This is a genomic window from Pseudomonas sp. lyk4-TYG-107 (assembly GCF_030209055.1).
Classification (GTDB): Bacteria; Pseudomonadota; Gammaproteobacteria; order Pseudomonadales; family Pseudomonadaceae; genus Aquipseudomonas; species Aquipseudomonas putida_A.
Genome location: NZ_JARVST010000028.1, coordinates 25,799 through 46,759, shown reverse-complemented (window position 1 = coordinate 46,759; position 20,961 = coordinate 25,799). Strand labels below are relative to the sequence as shown.

Below are 20,961 nucleotides of genomic sequence, written 5' to 3'. Positions count from 1 at the left end.
TGGCGGTGAATCGGGCGCTGGATAATCTGGAATTACCGGGCTAAGAAGGCAGGCAAGAACCTGTGGCGAGGGAGCTTGCTCCCGCTCGGCTGCGCAGCAGTCGTAAAACCTGAACTCGCGGTATTTCTGAAAGATTGAAGTCTGGGGCCGCTGTGCAGCCCATCGGGGATAAATCCCCTCACCACAATGACCGCGGCAGGAGCCGAAATATCTTTGGGTCAGGCATAAAAAACCGCCGCCCCGTTCAATCGGGATGGCGGTTTTTATTGTGTCACTGTCAAGTCAGGAATCGCGCCGCAGATCCGGCGGGATCGGCAGATCGTCTTTCAGTGGATCCGGGCGTTTGCCCTTGCCGGCGCGGTACTGGCGGATCTGGTAGACGTAGGCCAGCACCTGGGCGACCGCCAGGTACAGGCCGCCGGGGATTTCCTGCTCGAGTTCGGTGGAGTAGTAGATCGAGCGCGCCAGCCCCGGCGATTCGAGGAGCATGACGTTGTTGGCGACGGCGATTTCGCGAATCTTCAGCGCGAGGAAGTCGCTGCCCTTGGCCAGCAACACCGGCGCGCCGCCCTTCTCCGAGTCGTACTTGAGCGCGACGGCGTAGTGGGTCGGGTTGGTGATGACCACGTCGGCGTCGGGAATCGCCGCCATCATCCGCCGCTGCGACATCTCGCGCTGAGTCTGGCGAATGCGCTGTTTGACCTCTGGCCGGCCTTCCTGATCCTTGTGCTCGTCGCGCACTTCCTGCTTGGTCATCAGCAGTTTCTTGTGCGCTTCCCAGAGCTGCACCGGCACGTCGACGGCGGCAATGATGATCAGGCCGCAGGCCAGCCACAACGTACTCCAGCCGACCAGCGTGACGCTGTGAATGATCGCCATTTCGAGCGGCTCGTGGGCGATCCGCAAGAAATCATCGACATCCGCCGACAACACCGCCAACGCCACCCCCAGGGTGATCAGAAATTTGGCCAGCGCCTTGAGCAGTTCGACCACCGCCTTGAACGAGAACATCCGCTTCAGGCCCGCGGCCGGGTTCATCCGGCTGAATTTGGGTGCCATGGAACCGGCGGCAAACAGCCAGCCACCGAGGGAGATCGGCCCGATCAGCGCCGCCAGCAACAGGGTGATCATGATCGGCTGGATCGCCAACAGTGCCATCTGACCCGACTGCAACAGGAACCTGCCCATGGCCCCCTGGTCCATGATCACTTCGCGCGAGAGGGTGAAGTTCAGGCGCATCAGCTCCATCAGGTCTTCGGCCAGCATGCCGCCGAACACCAGCAGCGCACCGGCACCGGCCATCATCACGGCGAGGGTGTTGAGCTCTTTGGAGCGGGCAATCTCACCCTTCTCACGGGAGTCTTTTTTGCGTTTGTCCGTGGGGTCTTCTGTTTTGTCCTGACCGCTTTCGCTCTCTGCCATGGCTCAGCGCGCCCGTGCCAGTTCGCGTAACAACTGCAAGGCCTCGGAGGCCAGCGGTTGATACTGATTGAGGATGTCCGCCAGACCGACCCAGACGATGAACAGGCCCAGCACCAGAGTCAGCGGGAAACCGATGGAGAAAATGTTCAACTGCGGCGCGGCGCGGGTCATCACGCCGAACGCGATGTTGACCACCAGCAGCGCAGTGACTGCCGGCAGCACCAGCAACAACGCCGCCCCGAGAACCCAGCCTAGCTTGCCGGCCAGCTCCCAGTATTGCGCCGTCATCAAGCCGCCGCCGACCGGCAGCGTGGTGAAGCTTTCGGTGAGGACTTCGAAGACCACCAGGTGGCCGTTCATTGACAGGAACAGCAAGGTCACCAGCATGGTGAAGAACTGCCCGATCACCGCCACCGAGACGCCGTTGGCCGGGTCGACCATCGAGGCGAAACCCATGCCCATCTGGATCGCGACAATCTGCCCGGCCACGGCAAATGCCTGGAAAAACAGTTGCAGGGAAAACCCCAGCACCGCACCGACCAGAATCTGCTCGGCAATCAGCAACCAGCCGCTGAGAGCAAGCGGACTGACGTCCGGCATCGGCGGCAGCCCCGGGGCAATGCATACGGTGATGGCCACGGCGAAATACAGGCGTATCCGCCGCGACACCAGCGTGGTGCCGAACACCGGCATGACCATCAGCATCGAGGCGACGCGAAACAGCGGCAACATGAACGACGCCACCCAGGTACTGATCTGGGTGTCGGTCAGCTGAAGCAGCGACTGCATGGCTTAGCCGATGACCATCGGAATGTTTTTGTACAACTGAATGATGTATTCCATGAACGTCTGCACGATCCACGGACCGGCGACTATCAGCGTCACCAGCATCACCAGCAGACGCGGCAGGAAGCTCAGGGTCTGTTCGTTGATCTGCGTCGCCGCCTGAAACATCGCCACCAACAAACCGACCAACAGGCTCGGCACCACCAGAATCGCGACCATCAATGTGGTCAGCCAAAGGGCTTCACGAAAGATATCGACCGCAACTTCCGGCGTCATGGCGAGACACCTCCGAAACTGCTGGCCAGGGTGCCGATAATCAGCGCCCAGCCATCCACCAGCACGAACAGCATGATCTTGAACGGCAGCGAAATGATCAGCGGCGAGAGCATCATCATACCCATCGCCATCAGCACACTGGCCACGACCAGGTCGATGATCAGGAACGGAATGAAGATCATGAAGCCGATCTGGAAGGCGGTTTTAAGCTCGGAAGTGACAAACGCCGGCACCAGAATGGTCAGCGGCGCCTGATCCGGGGTGGCAATGTCGGTGCGCTTGGACAGACGCATGAACAGCTCCAGATCGCTGGTGCGGGTCTGGGCGAGCATGAAGTCCTTGATCGGTACCTGAGCCTTTTCCACCGCCTGCTGCGCGGTGAGTTTTTCCGCCAGATACGGCTGCAGCGCATCGTTGTTCACCCGATCGAACACCGGGGCCATGATGAACATGGTGAGGAACAGGGCCATGCCGGTGAGGATCTGGTTCGACGGCGTCTGCTGCAGGCCGAGGGCCTGACGCAGGATCGAGAAGACGATGATGATCCGGGTGAAACTGGTCATCAGAATCACGGCCGCCGGAATGAAGCTCAGCGCCGTCATGATCAGCAGGATCTGCAGGCTGACCGAATACTCCTGCGCGCCATCGGCGTTGGTGCCCAGCGTGATCGCCGGGATCGACAACGGATCGGCGGCGAACGCCAGCGGCGCGGCCAGCATCAAGGCCAGCGTCAAGACGATGCGTAGCGCACCCATTACTTCTTATCCTTCTGATCCTTGCCGAGAATCTTCAGCAGATGCTGGGCAAATTCCGGGGTCGCTTTTTCGCTGCTGCTCGGCACTGGCACCGGCTCCTTGAGCACGTGCAGCGCGGTGATGGTGCCGGGGCTCAAGCCGAGCAGAATCTGCTCGTTGCCGACCTGCACCAGCATCAACCGGTCACGCGGACCGAGTGCGCGGGAGCCGATCAGCTCGATCACCTGGCCCTTGCCCGCCGGCCCTGTCTGCTGCACCCGGCGCAGCAGCCAGGCGAGGAAGAAGATCAAGCCCAGCACCAGCAACAGACCGAACACCAGTTGCGTCAGTTGCCCGGCCACGCCGCTGCTGACCATCGGCGCGGTGGCAGCAGGCACGGTCGTCGCCGTCGACGGCTCGGCGGCCAGCACGCTCAATGGCAGTGCCAGCAAAGCCCTGAGAAACCGTTTCACTCAGCGCAGCTTCTTGATGCGTTCGCTTGGGCTGATCACGTCGGTCAGGCGGATGCCGAACTTCTCGTTGACCACCACCACTTCACCGTGCGCGATCAGCGTACCGTTGACCAGTACGTCCAGCGGCTCGCCGGCCAGACGATCGAGCTCGATCACCGAACCCTGGTTCAGTTGCAGCAGGTTACGGATGTTGATGTCGGTGCTGCCCACTTCCATCGAGATCGACACCGGGATGTCGAGGATCACGTCCAGGTTCGGACCGTCCAGGGTCACCGGATCGTTGTTCTTCGGCACGCTGCCGAACTCTTCCATCGGCAGACGGTTGGAGCTTGCAGCGCCAGCGTCGGCGGCCAGCAGCGCGTCGATGTCGGCCTGGCTGCCATCACCGGTCTCTTCCAGGGCCGCAGCCCATTCGTCGGCCAGTGCCTGATCGTCCTGGGCGTTCATTTCGTCGTTCATCATTTGTCCTCGGCGGGCAACAATTCAGTTAAATGCGTGGGGGAAAAGCGCCGCTTCAGCGACGCTCGATCGGCTCGATCACCTGCAACGCGAGGTTGCCTTTGTGCGAGCCCATCTTGACCTTGAAGGCCGGTACGCCGTTGGCGCGCATGATCATGTCTTCCGGCATCTCGACCGGGATCACATCCCCCGGCTGCATGTGCAGGATGTCGCGCAGCTTCAACTGGCGGCGAGCCACAGTGGCGCCGATCGGTACATCGACATCGAGCACGTCCTGACGCAGGGCGTTGACCCAGCGCTCGTCCTGATCGTCGAGGTCCGACTGGAAACCGGCATCGAGCATTTCACGCACCGGCTCGATCATCGAGTACGGCATGGTCACGTGCAGGTCGCCGCCACCGCCATCGAGTTCGATGTGGAAGGTGGAGACCACGATCGCTTCGCTCGGGCCGACGATGTTCGCCATGGCCGGGTTCACTTCCGAGTTGATGTACTCGAAATTGACTTCCATGATCGCCTGCCAGGCTTCCTTCAGATCGACGAACGCCTGCTCCAGCACCATGCGCACCACACGCAATTCGGTCGGGGTGAATTCACGCCCCTCGATCTTGGCGTGACGGCCGTCGCCGCCGAAGAAGTTGTCCACCAGTTTGAACACCAGTTTGGCGTCAAGGATGAACAGCGCGGTGCCGCGCAGCGGTTTGATCTTGACCAGGTTGAGGCTGGTCGGCACGTACAGCGAGTGCACGTATTCGCCGAACTTCATCACCTGGACGCCACCGACGGCAACGTCCGCCGAGCGGCGCAGCATGTTGAACATGCTGATGCGGGTGTAACGGGCAAAACGCTCGTTGATCATCTCCAGAGTCGGCATGCGTCCACGGACGATGCGATCCTGGCTGGTCAGGTCGTAGCTTTTGACACTGCCGGGTTCGGCAGCGTTATCGGTCTGTACCAGACCATCGTCGACGCCATGCAACAGCGCGTCGATTTCATCCTGGGACAGCAGATCCTGCACGGCCATGTCGTGTTCCTACTGCAGTACGAAATTAGTGAAAAGCAACTGTTCGATCACCACTTTGCCCAGCTCTTTCTGCGCCACTTCCTGGACGCTGGCGGTAGCCTTCTGGCGCAACATCTCCTGGCCGACCGGGGTCGCCAGCGTGGCGAAATCCTGACCGGAGAAGAGCATCACCAGGTTGTTGCGGATCACCGGCATGTGCACTTTGAGCGCTTCCAGATCGGCCTGGTTACGCGCCAGCATGGTGATGCTCACCTGCATGTAGCGCTGACGGCCGTTCTGGTTGTAGTTGGCGACAAACGCCGGCGCCATCGGCTCGAAGATCGCCGGTTGCTTGCCGACCGGCGCAGCCTCGGCCGCTGCGGCAGGCTTGCTCTGAGCGCTGTGCATGAAGTACCAGGTCGCGCCCACGGACACACCGATCGCCAGCAGCAAAGCCACCACGATCAGAATGATCATCTTGAGTTTGCCTTTGGTCGCGGGGTCTTTTACAGCTGCTGCTTCGCTCTTCGCCATGCCAATAATCCGTCACTAATCGGGTTTTCACAGTCGCACGGCAAGGCAAGAGCAAGTGTTATGCCAGAAGTGTCGGAGCACACTGGAGAGCGCTCTAAAACCAATGTGGGAGCGGGCTTGCTCGCGAATGCGGTGTGTCAGCCGACATTGATGTCGATTGAACAACCGCATTCGCGAGCAAGCCCGCTCCCACAGGGGGGATACAGCGTTGTATCAGGCGTAATAGTCGACGGCGCTGCTGCCGATCACGCTGGTGGTTTGTGCAGCGGCTTCAGCCACGCTCACAGGCGCCAATTCTTCTTCCGCCGAATCCAGTCGACCACCTGCAGCGCTGGTGCGTCCGCTCTGGCCTTGCTGCGCCTGTTCCTGACCCTGCCCCTGCCAGCCACGGCTCTGGTCGGAGACATTGACGTCGACCTGGCCCATGCCCTGCTGGGTGAACATGTCACGCAAGCGATGCATCTGACCGTCGAGCGCTTCGCGCACGCTTGGGTGCGCGCTCATGAAGGTCACCTGGGTCTGCTGGTCCGGAACCATGTTGACCCGAATATCCAGACGCCCCAGTTCCGCCGGCTGCAATTGAATATCCGCCGCCTTCAGGTTGGCGCTGGACAGGTACATGACGCGGTTGACGATTTCTTCGGTCCAGCCGCTCTGATGCATGGCGATCGGTTGATTCACCGGCACCGCGTTCGCGGTTTTCGGAGTGGCCGCCTGAGTCAGCGCCGCCAGACGGTTGGCGAAATCATCGACACGGGTGTCGCTGGTAGCAGCCTTCAGATCTTTCAGGCCATCGTCGATCAGGCCGCTGAAGGCCTTTTCACCATTCTGACTGGTGCTGTCCTTGTCGGCCTGCACGTCGAGCATGCTCGCCATGCCGGCAGCGAAGTTCTGCGCCGCAGTCAATTCACCGTCGGCCTGAGTCTGGGCCGGCGTAGCTTTCGGTTGGGCTTGGCTGCTGGCGGAAATGTGCCCGCCCTGCTCCATCGCCATACGCAGCGCCGGCAACGAGTCGAGTGGATCGGCCGCCGGGTCGAACGCGCTATCGGTTGATGCCGCCGGATCTTTGACCACGGCTGGCGCCAAAGTGGCGGCCACGACCGGCGCTTCGGTTTTGGCCGGTTCCGGTGTTGCAGCGACTGGCGCTGCCACCACCGGCGCGGTCACCAGCGGCTGCACGGTTTGCGCAAGTGCCGGATCCAGCGCCGGATCCATCGGGGTGGTGTCGGCCACTGGCGTCTGCGCGCTGTCAGCGGCCGCATCGGCGGCGGCCTTGTCAGTGGCGGCCTGATCATCGGTGGTGGTCGACGCGGTCTTGTCGGCTGGCAAGGCATTGCCGCTATCGGCAACAGTCTGTTGCGTGGCGGCAGACTTATCCTTGGCGAAATCTTTCTTGTCGCTGTTGTCGGCAACCTTGTCGCGCGCCGGTTTCAACGAACTGTCAGAGTTCGCAAGAGTCTTTTTCGGGCCTTGATCGGCGAACACCTGAGCGAAGCTTGAGGCCTTGTCCCCGGTGTCTGCGGCCATGACCGGCGTTTTCGCGGCGGCGGCTTGCGCCTTGGCCTGGGCGGCAGATTGAAGAAGAACATTGGGGGTCGCAGGCATGACACGGTCTCCGCTGCACTGGGATCGTAGGTACAGTTGACGGGGATTATTGCAAGTGTCGGGCCAGATTTGTCCGGCGCTTGCGAAAAGCGCCGGACGGGGGGAATCAATGGGTCAGGGCGTGCAGGCGTTCGTCTTCGTAGACAGGTCGCACATCAGCGAACTCGCCACTGATGTCAGCCACCAGCCTGGCAATGTCCGAGGGGCTTTTATTTTTGGCTTCCGATTCCAGCTCCTGGCAGAGCGCCGCCAACCGGACAGCTCCCATGTTGCTGGCGCTGCCCTTGAAGCTGTGGGCAACTTCAGACAAAGCCTTGGCATCCGCCGTGTTCTGCAGCTCAGCCAAGCGACTTTCGGAATCGGCCAGAAAGGTATCCAGAAGCTCCGGATAACCCTCCTCCATGACTTCGCGCAGTACGCTCAGCGCCTCGCGATCAATATGTGTGTCAGTCACTTGTTCACTCCTTGATCAAGAATCGGCGAATTATGCCTCAACCCTCCCAGAAAAACTCCACGCAAGCACTGCGACCTTCGTCCGACCAACTGGCGTTATGCCCCAACTGCCGGACCAGGCTGACACCGCGCCCCGACAGACGGACACCGTCCAGCGGCCGCTCCATTACCCGCGCCACGTCAAAACCCTTGCCGCTGTCCTCGACGCGGATCACCAGACAACCACCGGCACCTTGCGGCTTGACCTGCAGATGCACGCGCACATAACCGTCCTGCTGGGCTTCGAGCCGCTCGTTGCGCTGTTCATAGTAACGAGCGAAGCCACTGGCATCACGCTTCAGGCTGGAATCCAGACCAAGAACACCGTGCTCCAACGCGTTGGAGTACAGCTCGGCGAGCACGCTGTAGATCGCCCCGCCCTGGGTGCGCAAACCGTGCACTTCCTGCAACAACTGCAGCAGATACGGCAAAGGATTGAAGCGTTTGAGCGTCGCCCCGCGAAACTCGAAACCTACCGACCAATCCAGCGGACAGGATTGACCGCTGTCGGAATACACCGGCGCCGACGGCATCACCTGCGCCGCCTCCAGCAAGCTGATCTCGACCATGCTCACATCGTCGCGGGGCTCGCCGCGAAAGGCGTGCAAGGCCTGCTCGATCTCGGCGAACAGGTTGTCCGGCTCACGATTGGCGGCGAACAGCTGCTGCAAACGCTCGACACCAAACAACCGGTCGTCGGCGTCAGTGGTATCGATCACCCCGTCTGACAGCAGGAACACCCGGTCGCCCACGGCCATGGTCTGTACTTCGGTGCGATCATCAAACGCTTGCGGACTGAGCACCCCCAGCGGCAAATGGCGCGCCGCCAGCGGCATACGTTCGCCGGTGGCGATCCGGTGCAGATAACCGTCAGGCATGCCGCCGTTCCACACCTCTACCGAACGCCGCTGAAAACTCAGACAAAGCATGGTCGCGCAGCAGAACATGTCCACCGGCAGGATGCGCTTGAGCTTGGCGTTCATCTCGCGCAGGGTCTCGGCCAGGCCGTAACCCTTGGCGGTCATACCGTAAAACACTTCGGCCAGCGGCATCGCCCCCACCGCCGCCGGCAATCCGTGACCGGTGAAATCACCGAGCAGCACATGCATGTCGCCGGCCGGGGTGTAGGCCGCCAGCAGCAGGTCGCCGTTGAACAACGCATAGGGCGATTGCAGATAACGAATATTCGGTGCACTCAGGCAACCGGAATGCGCGACCTTGTCGAACACCGCTTTGGCCACGCGCTGTTCGTTGAGCAGGTAATCGTGATGTCTGGCGATCAGGTCACGCTGTTGCAGCACCGTGGCCTGCAAGCGGCGCAAGCGATCCATCGCCTTGATTTTGGCGGCGAGGATCACCTGGTTGTAAGGCTTCGCCAGAAAGTCGTCGCCACCCGCCTCCAGACAACGGGCCAGCGCTTCACTTTCGGTCAGCGAAGTCAGAAAGATGATCGGCACCAGGGTTTCCCCCGCCAGCGCCTTGATCTGCCGCGCCGCTTCGAAGCCGTCCATCACCGGCATCATCGCGTCCATCAGCACCAGATGCGGTGGCTGACGCTTGAATACCTCGAGCGCTTCGGCGCCATTGGCGGCGGTCAGCACTTCATGCCCCTGACGGCGGACGATGGTCGACAACAGTAACCGGTCGGCGGCACTGTCTTCGGCGATCAGGATCGTCAGCGGCTCTTGCGCCTGCATGGCCGTCAACTGATGTCGAACAGTTTGTCGAAGTTGGAGATGGCGAGGATCTTGCGCACGTCGGAGTTGCTGTTGATCACGCGTACATCCGAGTCGTCGCCGCCGGCGTGATCGCGCAGCAGAAGCAGCATGCCCAGCGCGGAGCTGTCGAGGTAGGTGGCATCTTTCAGATCAACCACGATGGAGTCGGGTTTCTGGTCAAGCCGCTCATAGGACTCGCGAAACTCCTGATGGCGCCCAAAATCGAACCGCCCCTTGACCGAAATCGTCAGTTTTTGACCATCCGGAGAGACTTCTGTAACGACTGACATTGACTGGCTTCCTTGTCATTGACGAACGTGTACAAGGTTTAGCACCTGGACAGGGTTGGGGCAAGGCTCAGCGCAGAAGCAAATGTGGGAGCGGGCTTGCTCGCGAAGGCAGTCGGTCAGTTGACTGAGGTGTTGACTGACACGACGCCTTCGCGAGCAAGCCCGCTCCCACAGGGAGTTTTTGGGCAATTTGAAAAGGGTTGTGTCGCGGCAGGCGCTGCGACAACTGGTCCAGCAGCTTCTGCTCGCGCTTGTCTTCGAGGCCTTGCGCCTCTTCGCCGTAGCGCTGCACCCGTTTGCGAAGGAGAAGCTATGCCCTGCAGCCACTCCGCGACTGCCGCTTGTCGCCACTGTCAGATCTGACAGTAGATCGAGGAAAGAGGCATAGCCCTTAATCAAGCGGCAGCAATTTCGCTGCGCTCAGGTCAAAGGACGCATCATGAAATCGCCTAATGCACTTTTCGAAGCACCGTCCCTGCGTAACACCGCGTCACCAAGCATCATCACTCATGATGAATACCTAAAGGGTGATTCCGCCTTGCAGGCAAAATACACTGGTAAAGGAGGCGAACTAATCACGTTTTACCTGGTGTGCGACGCCGCCTATCCCACATTGCATACTGATACAACCATTGCTGATCATGGGACATACGGTGCTTATATCGATTCTGTCAATCATTGGGATATTTTGGGCAAACAGATACTCGCTTTCTACACCGTAGTAAGTGACTCAGAGCTTCTAGGTTTCTCCGCAATGTTCAGTTTCACAATATTGGACAAATGACTCAGACCATCCTCTAGCACCACTGCTGCGGCACGTTAATACGGATCGTGCCGCGGCAAACGCTGCGACAACTCGTCCAGCAGCTTCTGCTCGCGCTTGTCTTCGAGGCGTTGCGCCTCTTCGCGGTAGCGCTGTACCAGTTTGCGCAGGCCTTCAACCTTGGCAAACGCCTGCTGCCAGGCGTCGCGCGCCTTGATCAGGTTGTTCTGGTGCCAGACCAGGCTCTGGCGCTGCTGGTCGATCGCGGTGTCCAGTTGCGCCAGAAAGCCGTGATACCCCAGCAGCCATTGCCCGGAAACCCCGTCGCTGCCGCGCACGATCCACTGTTCCTGATAATCCAGACGAAAGGCGTCGAGGTCGGCGAGTTTGCTTTCAGCGACTTTGACCTGGCCTTGAAAGTAACCCAGGCGTTGCACGGCGGTTTTCTCGGCCTGTTCGGCCATTTCCACCACCGGCGCCAGGCGCGCAGCTCGGCTCACGGCCATGGCCGGTTACCCGCCCGCCGCAGGCGCGAACAGGGTTTCGAGGTAAGCCTGGCTCTCGCCCATGTTGATCTTGTCGTTCAGGCCCTGGCGCTGGTAGCGGGTCAGTTGCGGTTGCAGCGAGATCGCCAGATCGGTCTCGCGGTCGCCACCGGCAACGTAAGCGCCGACGCTGATCAGGTCGCGGCTCTGCTGATAGCGCGACCACAGCTGCTTGAAATACTGCGCGCGCTGCATGTGCTCCGCCGAGACCACGGCCGGCATCACCCGGCTGATCGACGCTTCGATGTCGATGGCCGGGTAGTGCCCTTCCTCGGCCAGACGCCGGGACAACACGATGTGGCCGTCGAGCACGCCCCGCGCCGAGTCGGCAATCGGGTCCTGCTGGTCATCGCCTTCGGACAATACGGTGTAGAACGCAGTGATCGAACCGCCGCCCTTTTCCGCATTACCGGCGCGCTCCACCAGTTTCGGCAGTTTGGCGAACACCGAAGGCGGATAACCCTTGGTCGCTGGCGGCTCACCGATGGCCAGGGCGATTTCCCGCTGGGCCTGGGCGAAACGGGTCAGCGAATCCATCAGCAACAGGACGTTCTTGCCCTTGTCGCGGAAATACTCGGCGATGCGCGTGCAATACATCGCCGCGCGCAGACGCATCAGCGGCGCATCGTCCGCCGGCGAGGCGACGACCACCGAACGCTTGAGGCCTTCTTCACCGAGGATGTGCTCGATGAACTCCTTAACTTCTCGACCCCGCTCACCGATCAGACCGACGACGATAATGTCGGCCTCGGTGAAACGGGTCATCATGCCCAGCAGCACCGATTTACCGACACCGGTACCGGCGAACAGACCCAGACGCTGACCACGCCCGACCGTCAGCAAACCGTTGATGCAACGAATGCCGACATCCAGTGGTTCGTGGATCGGGTCACGGTTGAGCGGGTTGATCGTCGGGCCGTCCATCGGCACCCAGTCTTCAGCCTTCATCCCGCCCTTGCCGTCCAGCGCGCGTCCGGCGCCATCGAGTACGCGACCGAGCATGCTCATGCCCATCGGCAGGCGACCGGTTTCGGCCAGCGGCACCACGCGGGCGCCCGGGGCAATGCCGGCGACGCTGCCGACCGGCATCAGAAAGACTTTGCTGCCAGAGAAGCCCATGACTTCCGCTTCCACCTGGGACGGGTGATAACTGTCGTCATTGATGACCAGGCAGCGCGTGCCCATGGCGGCGCGCAGGCCTTCGGCTTCGAGGGTGAGGCCGACCATACGCAGCAGGCGGCCTTCGAGAATCGGCGCGCCGGCGATTTCAGTGGCGTCGGCATAGGTGCTGAGGCGCTTGGCGAAACTGGTGCGTTCAAGGCGCATCGGGGGTGTCCGCGAGCGGCTCTTGCGGCGCAGCCGCCAGTTGGCTTTCTTCAGGAATGTCCAGGCTCAGGTCCGGCGCGGCCGGGTGCAGAGCCTGTTCGTGCAACTGGTCGAACAGTTTGGCCATGACCTGGGTCACGCGGGTCTCGATGCTGGCGTCGATGCGGCTGTGTTCGGTTTCAACCCGGCACCCGCCCGGCAGCAGCGAGTCGTCTTCGACAATGCGCCAGGATTCCTCATGACGCTCGCGCAAGGCCTTGGCCTGCTCGAAGTCCTGCGGATTGACGTACAGACGCACGTTGTCCACGCCCAACGGCAGCAGCTTGAGCGCGTCGCGCATGACGTGTTCGATCTGGCTGGAATCGATGGCCAATTCGCGCTTGATCACCTGTCTGGTGATGTGTTGCACGAGGTCGACCAGCGACTTTTCGATCTGCGTGTCTTGCTCGGCAATCGGCTCGAACAGATGGGTCATCAGTTGCTCGAGGCTGGCCAGTTTCGCCGCCAGCGCCACTTCGGCTTCCTGACGCACCTTGAGGGTGGCGCTGTGAAAACCTTCCTTCTCGCCGATGCCAAAGCCCTCGTTGTAAGCCTCCTGACGGATGCTTTCGAGTTCTTCCAGGGTCAGTGGCTGGACTTCTTCCAGCGGCACTTCTTCCATTTCCGGCGGTTCGGGCTCCGGTTCCGGCTCGGGTTCCGGTTTCGGCGGATCGAAGCTGGGCAGTGCCCAGGATTCGAAACCACGGACATCGCGGGCGCGGATCAGATCCGTCACTGACTCGTCATGCTTGTCCATGGGCTTAGATCATTTCCTCGCCGCCCTTGCCACCGAGCACGATTTCGCCGGCTTCGGCCATGCGACGGGCAATGGTGAGGATTTCTTTCTGCGCGGTTTCCACGTCGCTGACGCGCACCGGGCCTTTGGCTTCGAGGTCGTCGCGCAACAGTTCGGCCGCACGCTTGGACATGTTCTTGAAGATCTTCTCTTTGACGCCTTCGTCCGAACCCTTGAGGGCCAGCACCAGCACGTCGGAGGACACTTCGCGCAACAGCGCCTGGATGCCGCGGTCGTCGACGTCGGCGAGGTTGTTGAACACGAACATGAGGTCTTCGATCTGACCGGACAGGTCTTCGTCGACTTCGCGGATCGAGTCCATGAGCTGGCCTTCGATCGAGCTGTCGAGGAAGTTCATGATGTCCGCCGCACGCTTGATGCCACCCAGGGTGGTGCGCGAGGCATTCGAGTTGCCGGAGAACTGCTTCTCGAGAATCTGGTTCAGCTCTTTCAGCGCCGCCGGTTGCACGGTATTCAACGACGAGACGCGCAGGATGATGTCCAGACGCACCTTGTGGTCGAAGTTGCCCAGTACTTCACCGGCCTGATCCGGGTCGAGGTACGCCACCACGATCGCCTGGATCTGCGGGTGTTCGTAACGGATCACGTCGGCAACGGCGCGCGGCTCCATCCATTTCAGGCTGTCGAGGCCGCTGGTGTTGCCACCGAGCAGGATGCGGTCGATCAGGCCGTTGGCCTTGTCTTCACCCAGCGCCTGGGTGAGCATTTTGCGCACGTAGTCGTCGGAGCCGACGCCGAGGCTGGTCTGGTCGCCGACGATGTCGACGAACTCGCTCATGACCTGCTCGACCTGCTCGCGATGGACGTTGCCCATCTGGGCCATGGCCACACCGACCCGCTGAACCTCTTTCGGGCCCATGTGGCGCAGCACTTGCGCGGCATCGGTCGAACCCAGGGACAGCAGCAGAATCGCGGCTTTGTCGACCTTGTTCAGTTTGACGGTTGCGGCTCGGTTATCACTCATCTGCGTTAATCCACTCTTTCACGACCTGAGCCACGCGACCCGGATCCTCGGCCACCAAGCTCTTGATTGCATTCAGTTGTGCGTCGTAACCCTCACTCGGGCTCGGCAACAGAATGCTCTGCGGACCACCGAGGCTCACGCGGTCGTTGGCCAGGTCGCCGTCCAGGCCGCCCATGCCACCGAGTTCCACGTCGCTGCCCAGACCGGCCAGCTCCTTGCCTTTGCCGCCGCCGGTGATGTTGTTCAACACCGGACGCAGCACACCAAACACCAGCACCAGGATGAACAACACACCCAGCACTTGTTTGACGATGTCCCAGAACCATGGCTGGGAGTAGAACGGAATATCGGCAACCACTTCACCGCGTTCGGCGGAGAACGGCATGTTGATCACGCTGACGCTGTCACCACGGCTGGCATCGAAGCCGACCGCGTCCTGCACCAGACGGGTGAAGCGCGCCAGTTCATCGGCGCTCCACGGCGCGCGGGTGGTTTCACCGTTGGCCGCATTGACCTTGACCTGATCGTCGACCACCACCGACACCGACAGACGATTCAGGCGACCCTGCTGCTGTTTGGTGTGGCTGATGGAACGGTCGAGCTCGAAGTTCTTGGTGGATTGTTGACGCTTGTCCGCCGGGTACGGCGCGAGCATTGGCTGGCCGGTGGCCGGGTCCATGATCTGCTGACCGTTGGCATCGACCAGTGGCTGACCTGGCTGAATCATGCCGGTAGAGCCTTGCGCGCCACCGGTGGTTTGCGGGGCCGAAGCCGGCGCCGGCGGCTGGTTGCTCAGGGCACCCGGCACACCTTGCGGGCCATTGCTGGCGGTGCGTTGTTCGTTGACCGACTGCTCACTGCGCAACGCCGGCTGGTCCGGGTTGAACTGCTCGGCAGTCGATTCGACGGCACTGAAATCAATGTCGGCCGAGACTTCAGCCTTGTAGCGATCGTTGCCCAGTACCGGTTGCAGAATGTTGTGCACGCGCTGAGTGAGCATGCTTTCCATGCGGCGGCTGTAATCGAACTGCTTGCCGGCCATGGTCATTTCGGAGTTTTCCGCCTGATCGGAGAGCAGGTTGCCCTTCTGATCGACGACGGTGATCTGCGATTTGCTCAATTCAGGCACGGAGGTCGCCACCAGGTTGATGATCGCCACCACCTGACCCGGCTCCAGCGAACGCCCGGAGTACAGCTCGACCAGTACCGAAGCGCTTGGCTTGCGCTCATCACGCACGAACACCGAACTTTTCGGAATCGCCAGGTGCACGCGGGCGCCCTTGACGTTGTTCAGGCTGGAGATGGTGCGCGCCAGTTCGCCTTCGAGGCCGCGACGGTAACGGGTCGCTTCCATGAACTGGCTGGTGCCCAGACCCTGTTCCTTGTCGAGAATTTCGAAACCGATGTTGCCGTCGCTGGGAGTGACACCAGCGGCCGCGAGTTTCATCCGCGCACGGGACAGGTCGTCAGCCTTGACCAGCAAGGCGCCGGAGTTCGGCTCGACGGTGTAAGGGATGTCGGCGGAGGCCAGGGTGTCCATGACCTGCTTGGCGTCCATGCCGGCAAGGCTGCCGTACAACGGACGGTAATCCGGCTGCTGCGACCACAGCACCACGGCAAAGCCAATCGCCACGCTCGCAGCCAGGCCGACCAACAGGCCCACCTGACGCAGCATGGTCATCTCGGAGAGGTTTTCCAGGAAGGACAGGCCGAACAGCGGCGGTTTGCCGTCTATCGGGGTGGCCTTGGCCGGAACGTTATCGGCGACTGCTTCTGCCATGACTCAATCTCGTCCTTAAACCGGCATCTGCATGATGTCTTGATAAGCCTGAACCAGTTTGTTGCGCACCTGGGTCAGAGCCTGGAACGACACGCTGGCTTTCTGCGAGGCGATCATCACGTCCGTCAGATCGACGCCGCTCTTGCCGATTTCAAATGCGTTGGCCAACTGAGTCGACGCCTGTTGGGTATCGCTGACTTTGTTGATGGCCTGACCGAGCATGTCGGAAAAGCTGCTGCCTGCCAGTTCAGGGACGGCGGCAGTCGTTTTCGGCGTGGCCATGGCGTCCATTTTCATGGCCTTCATGTCCATCATCAACCGATTAAATTCAATACCTTGGCTCATGGTCTACTCTCTTGGGCGGCCCGCAATTTTTTGACACTCACTCGGCGGGTACACAGGTGTTAGCAACAAGGGTGCCAGCTCGGCTGGTCTTGTTTCATAAAAGCGGCTAGAGGCTGTGGCTCAACTACAAACACTGAAAAACAACTGTGGGAGCGAGCCTGCTCGCGAAGGCGCTGTGTCAGGCACATAAGCTTCGAATGACACGCCCTCTTCGCGAGCAGGCTCGCTCCCACATTGTTCGCGGCGAGTTTCAGGTAGCGAACAGATAGCCTTCGACGTCCATCCCGGCATCACGCATCTGCGCCAGTTTGTAACGCAGGGTACGCGGGCTGATACCGAGCTTTTCCGCAGCCTCCTTGCGCCGGCCACGCTCGGTGCGCAGGGTGTCGATGATCATCTGAAACTCCCGGCGCCGCAGGTCATCGCCCAGCGCCCCGGCGGATTCAGCCTCGACTTCGATTTCGCGCACCAACGGCTGCACCGGCGCCGCGGTGTAGGTCACTGCGCCGGTCAGGCAGAAATCCTGCGGCTGGATCAAACCGCCCTGCTGCAGAATCAGCGCCCGTTGAATCGCGTTATCCAGCTCACGCACGTTGCCCGGCCACGGGTAGTGGGTCAGGCAAGCCTGGGCTTCTGGCGAAAGTTTCGCCGCCGCATGCTTCATTTTATTGACGTGTTTGTTCAGCAACCGCTCGGCCAGCGGCAAGATATCGGCAGTGCGCTCGCGAAGTGGACGCCAGGCCAGAGGAAAAACCGACAGACGGTAAAAAAGGTCTTCGCGGAAACGCCCCGCCGCCACTTCGCCGGCCAGATCACGGTTGGTGGTGGCGACCACGCGAATATCCAGGGTGATCGGCTTGCGCGCGCCGACGCGCTCGACCTCGCGCTCCTGCAACACCCGCAGCAACTTGGCTTGCAGGCCCAGGGGCATCTCGGAAATCTCGTCGAGCAGAATGGTGCCGCCATCGGCCTGCTCGAATTTGCCGGCCTGGGCCGCGATGGCGCCGGTGAACGAGCCCTTCTCGTGACCGAACAGCGTGGCTTCAAGCATGTTGTCAGGAATCGCCGCGCAGTTGATCGCGATGAACGGCTGATTGGCACGATGGGAATGCTGGTGGATGTAACGCGCCAACACTTCCTTGCCGGTGCCGGACTCGCCGGAAATCAGTACCGTGGAATCACTGCGTGCCACCCGCGCCGCCAGCTCGAGCAACTGCGCACTGGCCGGCTCGACCGCCACCGGACCTTCACTCTCCGTCACACTGATGCAGCCCAGAGCATGCCGCGACACCAGATCCAGCAACGCCTTGGGTTCAAATGGCTTGACCAGGTAATCCGCCGCGCCCTGACGCATCGCATCGACCGCACGCTCGACCGCGCCGTGCGCAGTCATCAGCAACACCGGCAATTGCGGCTGCCGGGCACGCAGCAAACCGAGCAGTTGATGGCCATCCATGCCGGGCATGTTGACGTCGCTGACCACCAGACTGAACGCTTCGCGCTCGACCGCCTGCAACGCCTCTTCGGCGCTGCCGACTGCATGGTAGTCGTGGCCCGCCAGCAACAGCGTATCGGCCAGCGCTTCGCGCAACGAGCGGTCATCCTCGACCAGCAAAACCTTGATGCCCATGACGTTTACTCAGCTCCGTGTACAGCGGAAAACAGCGGCAGGATCACCTGCGCGCACGTGCCGCGCCCGACTCGCGAGCGCAGCTGCAATTCTCCCTGATGTGCCCGCGCCACAGCCTTGACCACGGTCAGGCCAAGCCCGGTGCCGGTGACTTTGGTAGTAAAAAATGGCTCGCCGAGACGCTCCAGCACCAGCGGCTCGATGCCGCTGCCGCTGTCGCTGACGCACAGGCGCAGGCTGCTGTCGCGGGTGTAGCAGTGCACCTTCAGGCGCACGTTGCCATCGCTGGCCTGAATCGCGTTTTCGATCAGATTGAGAATCGCCCCGACCAGCGTGTCGCGGTTGCACAGCAATTCGCCGACATGGCTGTCGCACTGCCAACGAATCGGCAAATCCTGCACATGGGTCAACGCCGCTGCTTGCAGCGCCTGCATCAGAGTATTCGGAGTGATGCGGTCGGTCAGCGGCAACTCGCCACGAGCGAACACCAGCATGTCGCGCACCTGATGCTCCAGCTCATGCAGGCGCTCTTTGAGACGGCCGGCGAAACGCTGCTGGGTGGCGACAGGCAATTCCTGCTCAGTCAAATGACTGGCGTAGAGCAACGCGGCGGATAACGGCGTGCGGATCTGATGGGCCAGCGAGGCGACCATGCGTCCCAGCGACGACAGACGCTCATGGCGTGCCAGTTGATCTTGAAGGTGGCGGGTTTCTGTCAGGTCGTTGAGCAACACCAACTGGCCCGGCTCGGCATCCAGCGAGCGGGTGGCAATCGACAGGCGTCGACCGTTTTTCAGAGAAATTTCATGACCGTCGTCTTCACGCGGGGCGAAGCAACGGGCGATGACGTGGCGCCACAACTCGCCTTCCAGCGGCAGCCCCAACAAATCGATCGCCGCCGGGTTGGCTTCGCGCACCATGCCGTGGCCGTCGATCACGATGACTCCACCGGGCAACAGATCGAGGAGGTTTTGCAGACGGTTGGCCAAGCGTTCTTTTTCGGCCAGCTCCTGCATGCGCTGGGCACTGACCACCGCCAGCTCGCCCTTGAGCTCGGTAACCCGGGCTTCAAGCATGCTGTAGGAATCGGTCAGTTGACTGGACATCTGATTGAACAGCGCGAACGCGTGCTCAAGACCCTGACGGCTCGCCTGCTCTACGGACGACGGTTGCCCCTCGGCATGGGAGGCAGATGACATCTGGGCGTGGGGCATTGTGTTCTCTCGCTTGGCTGACCGTCAGTTAAACGGAACGTTGCGAGGGATGTAGCAATACCCGTGCCTAAAAAAAACTGCTTATAAATGAAGGCGTTGAAAAACAGGCGTCAATCATCCGCCTGTTCGTCTCCTTCGCGCCGGCTCATGCCGTACTTGCGCATCTTCTCCACCAGCGTGGTGCGACGAATGCGCAGGCGTTCGGCGGCACGCGCCACGATGCCATTGGCGTCGTCCAGCGCCTGCTGGATCAGGCCCTGTTCCAGACCACCGAGGTAGTCCTTGAGGTCCAGGCCTTCCGGCGGCAGCATCGCGTTGGCGGTGAAGTCCGGCGTATGACCGTTGATCGCCACGCGCTCTTCGAGATCGCTGCGCAGGCTGTCGACCATCTGCTCGTCTTCGTCGTCGACGTAGCGGAATTTCTTCGGCAACTCGACCACGCCGATCACCCCGTACGGATGCATGATCGCCATGCGCTCCACCAGGTTGGCCAGCTCACGGACGTTGCCCGGCCAGCCGTGACGGCACAGCGACATGATCGCGGCCGAGTTGAAACGGATCGAACCGCGCTTTTCGTGCTCCATGCGCGAGATCAGCTCGTTCATCAGCAGCGGGATGTCTTCGACGCGCTCACGCAGCGGCGCCATCTCGATCGGGAACACGTTCAGGCGATAGTAGAGGTCTTCGCGGAAGGTGCCGATCTCGATCATGCTTTCGAGATTCTTGTGGGTCGCGGCAATGATGCGCACGTCGACGCTCTGGGTCTTGTTGCTGCCCACGCGCTCGAAGGTGCGCTCCTGCAGCACGCGCAGCAGCTTGACCTGCATCGGCAGCGGCATGTCGCCGATTTCATCGAGGAACAGCGTACCGCCGTTGGCCAGTTCGAAACGTCCGGCACGGCTGGTGATCGCACCGGTGAAGGCGCCCTTCTCGTGGCCAAACAGTTCGCTTTCGAGCAGCTCTGCCGGGATCGCCCCGCAGTTGACCGGCACGAAAGGCGCGTCGCGACGCTTGGAGTGGTAATGCAGGTTGCGCGCAACCACTTCCTTGCCGGTGCCGGACTCGCCGAGGATCAGCACGCTGGCGTCAGTATCGGCCACTTGCTGCATCATCTGCCGGACGTGCTGAATCGCCCGGCTGGTGCCGACAAGGCTGCGGAACAGGTTGGGCTCGCGATGACGACCGCGCTCGCGGGCCTGGTCGTACATCTCGCGATAGACCTGGGCACGGTGCAGGGAGTCGAGCAGTTTGCTGTAGCTGGGCGGCATTTCCAGGGTCGAAAGCACCCGGCGGCGCTGGTCTTCCGGCAGGTCGACGGAAGAATTATCGCCCATCAGCAAAACCGGAAGGAACTCATCCCACGTCGAGAGTGTCTTTAACAAGCCCAAAAGTGCACCCGGAGCATTTACCGTCCCGATCAGTACACAGATGACTTCACGACTCGATGACAAAGAGCCGACAGCCTGCTGCCAGTCATGGCTGCCGCAGGGTAAATTTTCTTCGCCGAGAAAATTTAAAATCACCGCCAGGTCGCGGCGGCGGACGCTATCGTCATCGATCAGCAGAATTTTGGTTTCACGCCACATGCAATAGCAACTTCCCTAGTCAACTCAATGCCCGAAAAATGGGGCAAGCGAGACGCTTGCAGGACACCTTGTGCCTGTAGACGCCTGAAATCTGAAAACAGCCACTAGTTAAGTCAAAAAACCGTGCACAGTCAAATTTATGGCGCACATGTCTGGATTA

Annotated in this window: 22 protein-coding genes and 1 pseudogene; 1 reads left to right on the top strand and 22 read right to left on the bottom strand. The window is 61.2% G+C overall.

Annotated features, from left to right (window positions below):
• Positions 1-282: 282 nt before the first annotated feature.
• The 13 genes and pseudogenes from flhB to QRN61_RS22885 form a co-directional block, all read right to left on the bottom strand.
• Positions 283-1,422: a flagellar biosynthesis protein FlhB gene (flhB, locus tag QRN61_RS22945; protein ID WP_097090136.1), complete on the bottom strand. Its 1,140-nt coding sequence runs from the start codon at positions 1,420-1,422 to the stop codon at positions 283-285.
• Positions 1,423-1,425: 3 nt separating this feature from the next.
• On the bottom strand, positions 1,426-2,211 hold the full coding sequence (gene fliR / locus QRN61_RS22940; protein WP_027613914.1) for a flagellar biosynthetic protein FliR: 786 nt from the start codon (positions 2,209-2,211) through the stop codon (positions 1,426-1,428).
• A gap of 3 nt (positions 2,212-2,214) precedes the next feature.
• Positions 2,215-2,484: a flagellar biosynthesis protein FliQ gene (gene fliQ, locus QRN61_RS22935; RefSeq protein WP_007920026.1), complete on the bottom strand. Its 270-nt coding sequence runs from the start codon at positions 2,482-2,484 to the stop codon at positions 2,215-2,217.
• Positions 2,481-3,239: a flagellar type III secretion system pore protein FliP gene (gene fliP / locus QRN61_RS22930; RefSeq protein WP_003222895.1), complete on the bottom strand. Its 759-nt coding sequence runs from the start codon at positions 3,237-3,239 to the stop codon at positions 2,481-2,483. The genes fliQ and fliP overlap by 4 nt, the downstream gene beginning before the upstream one ends.
• Positions 3,239-3,691, bottom strand: a complete 453-nt coding sequence (fliO, locus tag QRN61_RS22925; protein WP_285375601.1) for a flagellar biosynthetic protein FliO — start codon at positions 3,689-3,691, stop codon at positions 3,239-3,241. Before fliO ends, fliP begins: the two co-directional genes overlap by 1 nt.
• Positions 3,692-4,150, bottom strand: coding sequence for a flagellar motor switch protein FliN (fliN, locus tag QRN61_RS22920; protein WP_003222891.1), 459 nt, complete (start codon positions 4,148-4,150; stop codon positions 3,692-3,694).
• A 55-nt stretch (positions 4,151-4,205) separates the two neighbouring features.
• A complete protein-coding gene (gene fliM / locus QRN61_RS22915) occupies positions 4,206-5,174 on the bottom strand; it encodes a flagellar motor switch protein FliM (protein WP_003222890.1) in 969 nt (322 codons plus the stop codon).
• Between the two features lie 9 nt (positions 5,175-5,183).
• A complete protein-coding gene (gene fliL, locus QRN61_RS22910; protein WP_047599975.1) occupies positions 5,184-5,687 on the bottom strand; it encodes a flagellar basal body-associated protein FliL in 504 nt (167 codons plus the stop codon).
• Positions 5,688-5,900: 213 nt separating this feature from the next.
• Positions 5,901-7,292, bottom strand: a complete 1,392-nt coding sequence (locus QRN61_RS22905) for a flagellar hook-length control protein FliK (RefSeq protein ID WP_285375597.1) — start codon at positions 7,290-7,292, stop codon at positions 5,901-5,903.
• A gap of 106 nt (positions 7,293-7,398) precedes the next feature.
• On the bottom strand, positions 7,399-7,746 hold the full coding sequence (locus QRN61_RS22900; protein ID WP_285375596.1) for an Hpt domain-containing protein: 348 nt from the start codon (positions 7,744-7,746) through the stop codon (positions 7,399-7,401).
• Positions 7,747-7,783: 37 nt separating this feature from the next.
• Positions 7,784-9,481 carry an ATP-binding SpoIIE family protein phosphatase gene (locus tag QRN61_RS22895; protein ID WP_285375594.1) on the bottom strand — a complete coding sequence of 566 codons (1,698 nt, stop codon included), beginning with the start codon at positions 9,479-9,481 and terminating at the stop codon, positions 7,784-7,786.
• Between the two features lie 5 nt (positions 9,482-9,486).
• Positions 9,487-9,792, bottom strand: a complete 306-nt coding sequence (locus QRN61_RS22890; RefSeq protein WP_166495475.1) for an STAS domain-containing protein — start codon at positions 9,790-9,792, stop codon at positions 9,487-9,489.
• A 193-nt stretch (positions 9,793-9,985) separates the two neighbouring features.
• A pseudogene (locus QRN61_RS22885) lies at positions 9,986-10,096 on the bottom strand (flagellar export protein FliJ); the annotation flags it as partial.
• 135 nt (positions 10,097-10,231) lie between these two features.
• Here QRN61_RS22885 and QRN61_RS22880 point away from each other — a divergent pair.
• Entirely contained in the window at positions 10,232-10,576 is a 345-nt protein-coding gene (locus QRN61_RS22880; protein ID WP_285375591.1) for a hypothetical protein, read from the top strand.
• A 35-nt stretch (positions 10,577-10,611) separates the two neighbouring features.
• Here the strand turns inward: QRN61_RS22880 and fliJ are convergent, their stop codons facing one another.
• The 9 genes from fliJ to QRN61_RS22835 form a co-directional block, all read right to left on the bottom strand.
• On the bottom strand, positions 10,612-11,061 hold the full coding sequence (gene fliJ / locus QRN61_RS22875; protein ID WP_095139370.1) for a flagellar export protein FliJ: 450 nt from the start codon (positions 11,059-11,061) through the stop codon (positions 10,612-10,614).
• A gap of 6 nt (positions 11,062-11,067) precedes the next feature.
• Entirely contained in the window at positions 11,068-12,426 is a 1,359-nt protein-coding gene (gene fliI / locus QRN61_RS22870) for a flagellar protein export ATPase FliI (protein WP_007966241.1), read from the bottom strand.
• Positions 12,416-13,222 (bottom strand): flagellar assembly protein FliH, encoded by an 807-nt coding sequence (gene fliH / locus QRN61_RS22865; RefSeq protein WP_096796265.1) that lies wholly within the window; start codon positions 13,220-13,222, stop codon positions 12,416-12,418. Before fliH ends, fliI begins: the two co-directional genes overlap by 11 nt.
• Before the next feature lie 4 nt (positions 13,223-13,226).
• Positions 13,227-14,246 (bottom strand): flagellar motor switch protein FliG, encoded by a 1,020-nt coding sequence (fliG, locus tag QRN61_RS22860; protein ID WP_007920042.1) that lies wholly within the window; start codon positions 14,244-14,246, stop codon positions 13,227-13,229.
• Positions 14,239-16,026 carry a flagellar basal-body MS-ring/collar protein FliF gene (fliF, locus tag QRN61_RS22855; RefSeq protein WP_027614236.1) on the bottom strand — a complete coding sequence of 596 codons (1,788 nt, stop codon included), beginning with the start codon at positions 16,024-16,026 and terminating at the stop codon, positions 14,239-14,241. Before fliF ends, fliG begins: the two co-directional genes overlap by 8 nt.
• A 15-nt stretch (positions 16,027-16,041) precedes the next feature.
• Positions 16,042-16,371 (bottom strand): flagellar hook-basal body complex protein FliE, encoded by a 330-nt coding sequence (fliE, locus tag QRN61_RS22850; protein WP_096796266.1) that lies wholly within the window; start codon positions 16,369-16,371, stop codon positions 16,042-16,044.
• A gap of 250 nt (positions 16,372-16,621) precedes the next feature.
• On the bottom strand, positions 16,622-18,001 hold the full coding sequence (locus QRN61_RS22845; RefSeq protein WP_096796267.1) for a sigma-54-dependent transcriptional regulator: 1,380 nt from the start codon (positions 17,999-18,001) through the stop codon (positions 16,622-16,624).
• A gap of 5 nt (positions 18,002-18,006) precedes the next feature.
• Positions 18,007-19,200 (bottom strand): sensor histidine kinase, encoded by a 1,194-nt coding sequence (locus QRN61_RS22840; protein WP_285375653.1) that lies wholly within the window; start codon positions 19,198-19,200, stop codon positions 18,007-18,009.
• A gap of 125 nt (positions 19,201-19,325) precedes the next feature.
• A complete protein-coding gene (locus QRN61_RS22835; RefSeq protein WP_003222863.1) occupies positions 19,326-20,801 on the bottom strand; it encodes a sigma-54 dependent transcriptional regulator in 1,476 nt (491 codons plus the stop codon).
• Positions 20,802-20,961: the final 160 nt, after the last annotated feature.

Bases quoted from the DNA above. Each gene is read 5' to 3' on its own strand.
- flhB (WP_097090136.1), bottom strand. From the start codon at position 1,422: ATGGCAGAGAGCGAAAGCGGTCAGGACAAAACAGAAGACCCCACGGAC.
- fliR (WP_027613914.1), bottom strand. From the start codon at position 2,211: ATGCAGTCGCTGCTTCAGCTGACCGACACCCAGATCAGTACCTGGGTG.
- fliQ (WP_007920026.1), bottom strand. From the start codon at position 2,484: ATGACGCCGGAAGTTGCGGTCGATATCTTTCGTGAAGCCCTTTGGCTG.
- fliP (WP_003222895.1), bottom strand. From the start codon at position 3,239: ATGGGTGCGCTACGCATCGTCTTGACGCTGGCCTTGATGCTGGCCGCG.
- fliN (WP_003222891.1), bottom strand. From the start codon at position 4,150: ATGAACGACGAAATGAACGCCCAGGACGATCAGGCACTGGCCGACGAA.
- fliM (WP_003222890.1), bottom strand. From the start codon at position 5,174: ATGGCCGTGCAGGATCTGCTGTCCCAGGATGAAATCGACGCGCTGTTG.
- fliL (WP_047599975.1), bottom strand. From the start codon at position 5,687: ATGGCGAAGAGCGAAGCAGCAGCTGTAAAAGACCCCGCGACCAAAGGC.
- QRN61_RS22905 (WP_285375597.1), bottom strand. From the start codon at position 7,292: ATGCCTGCGACCCCCAATGTTCTTCTTCAATCTGCCGCCCAGGCCAAG.
- QRN61_RS22895 (WP_285375594.1), bottom strand. From the start codon at position 9,481: ATGCAGGCGCAAGAGCCGCTGACGATCCTGATCGCCGAAGACAGTGCC.
- QRN61_RS22890 (WP_166495475.1), bottom strand. From the start codon at position 9,792: ATGTCAGTCGTTACAGAAGTCTCTCCGGATGGTCAAAAACTGACGATT.
- QRN61_RS22880 (WP_285375591.1), top strand. From the start codon at position 10,232: ATGAAATCGCCTAATGCACTTTTCGAAGCACCGTCCCTGCGTAACACC.
- fliJ (WP_095139370.1), bottom strand. From the start codon at position 11,061: ATGGCCGTGAGCCGAGCTGCGCGCCTGGCGCCGGTGGTGGAAATGGCC.
- fliI (WP_007966241.1), bottom strand. From the start codon at position 12,426: ATGCGCCTTGAACGCACCAGTTTCGCCAAGCGCCTCAGCACCTATGCC.
- fliH (WP_096796265.1), bottom strand. From the start codon at position 13,222: ATGGACAAGCATGACGAGTCAGTGACGGATCTGATCCGCGCCCGCGAT.
- fliG (WP_007920042.1), bottom strand. From the start codon at position 14,246: ATGAGTGATAACCGAGCCGCAACCGTCAAACTGAACAAGGTCGACAAA.
- fliF (WP_027614236.1), bottom strand. From the start codon at position 16,026: ATGGCAGAAGCAGTCGCCGATAACGTTCCGGCCAAGGCCACCCCGATA.
- fliE (WP_096796266.1), bottom strand. From the start codon at position 16,371: ATGAGCCAAGGTATTGAATTTAATCGGTTGATGATGGACATGAAGGCC.
- QRN61_RS22845 (WP_096796267.1), bottom strand. From the start codon at position 18,001: ATGGGCATCAAGGTTTTGCTGGTCGAGGATGACCGCTCGTTGCGCGAA.
- QRN61_RS22840 (WP_285375653.1), bottom strand. From the start codon at position 19,200: ATGTCATCTGCCTCCCATGCCGAGGGGCAACCGTCGTCCGTAGAGCAG.
- QRN61_RS22835 (WP_003222863.1), bottom strand. From the start codon at position 20,801: ATGTGGCGTGAAACCAAAATTCTGCTGATCGATGACGATAGCGTCCGC.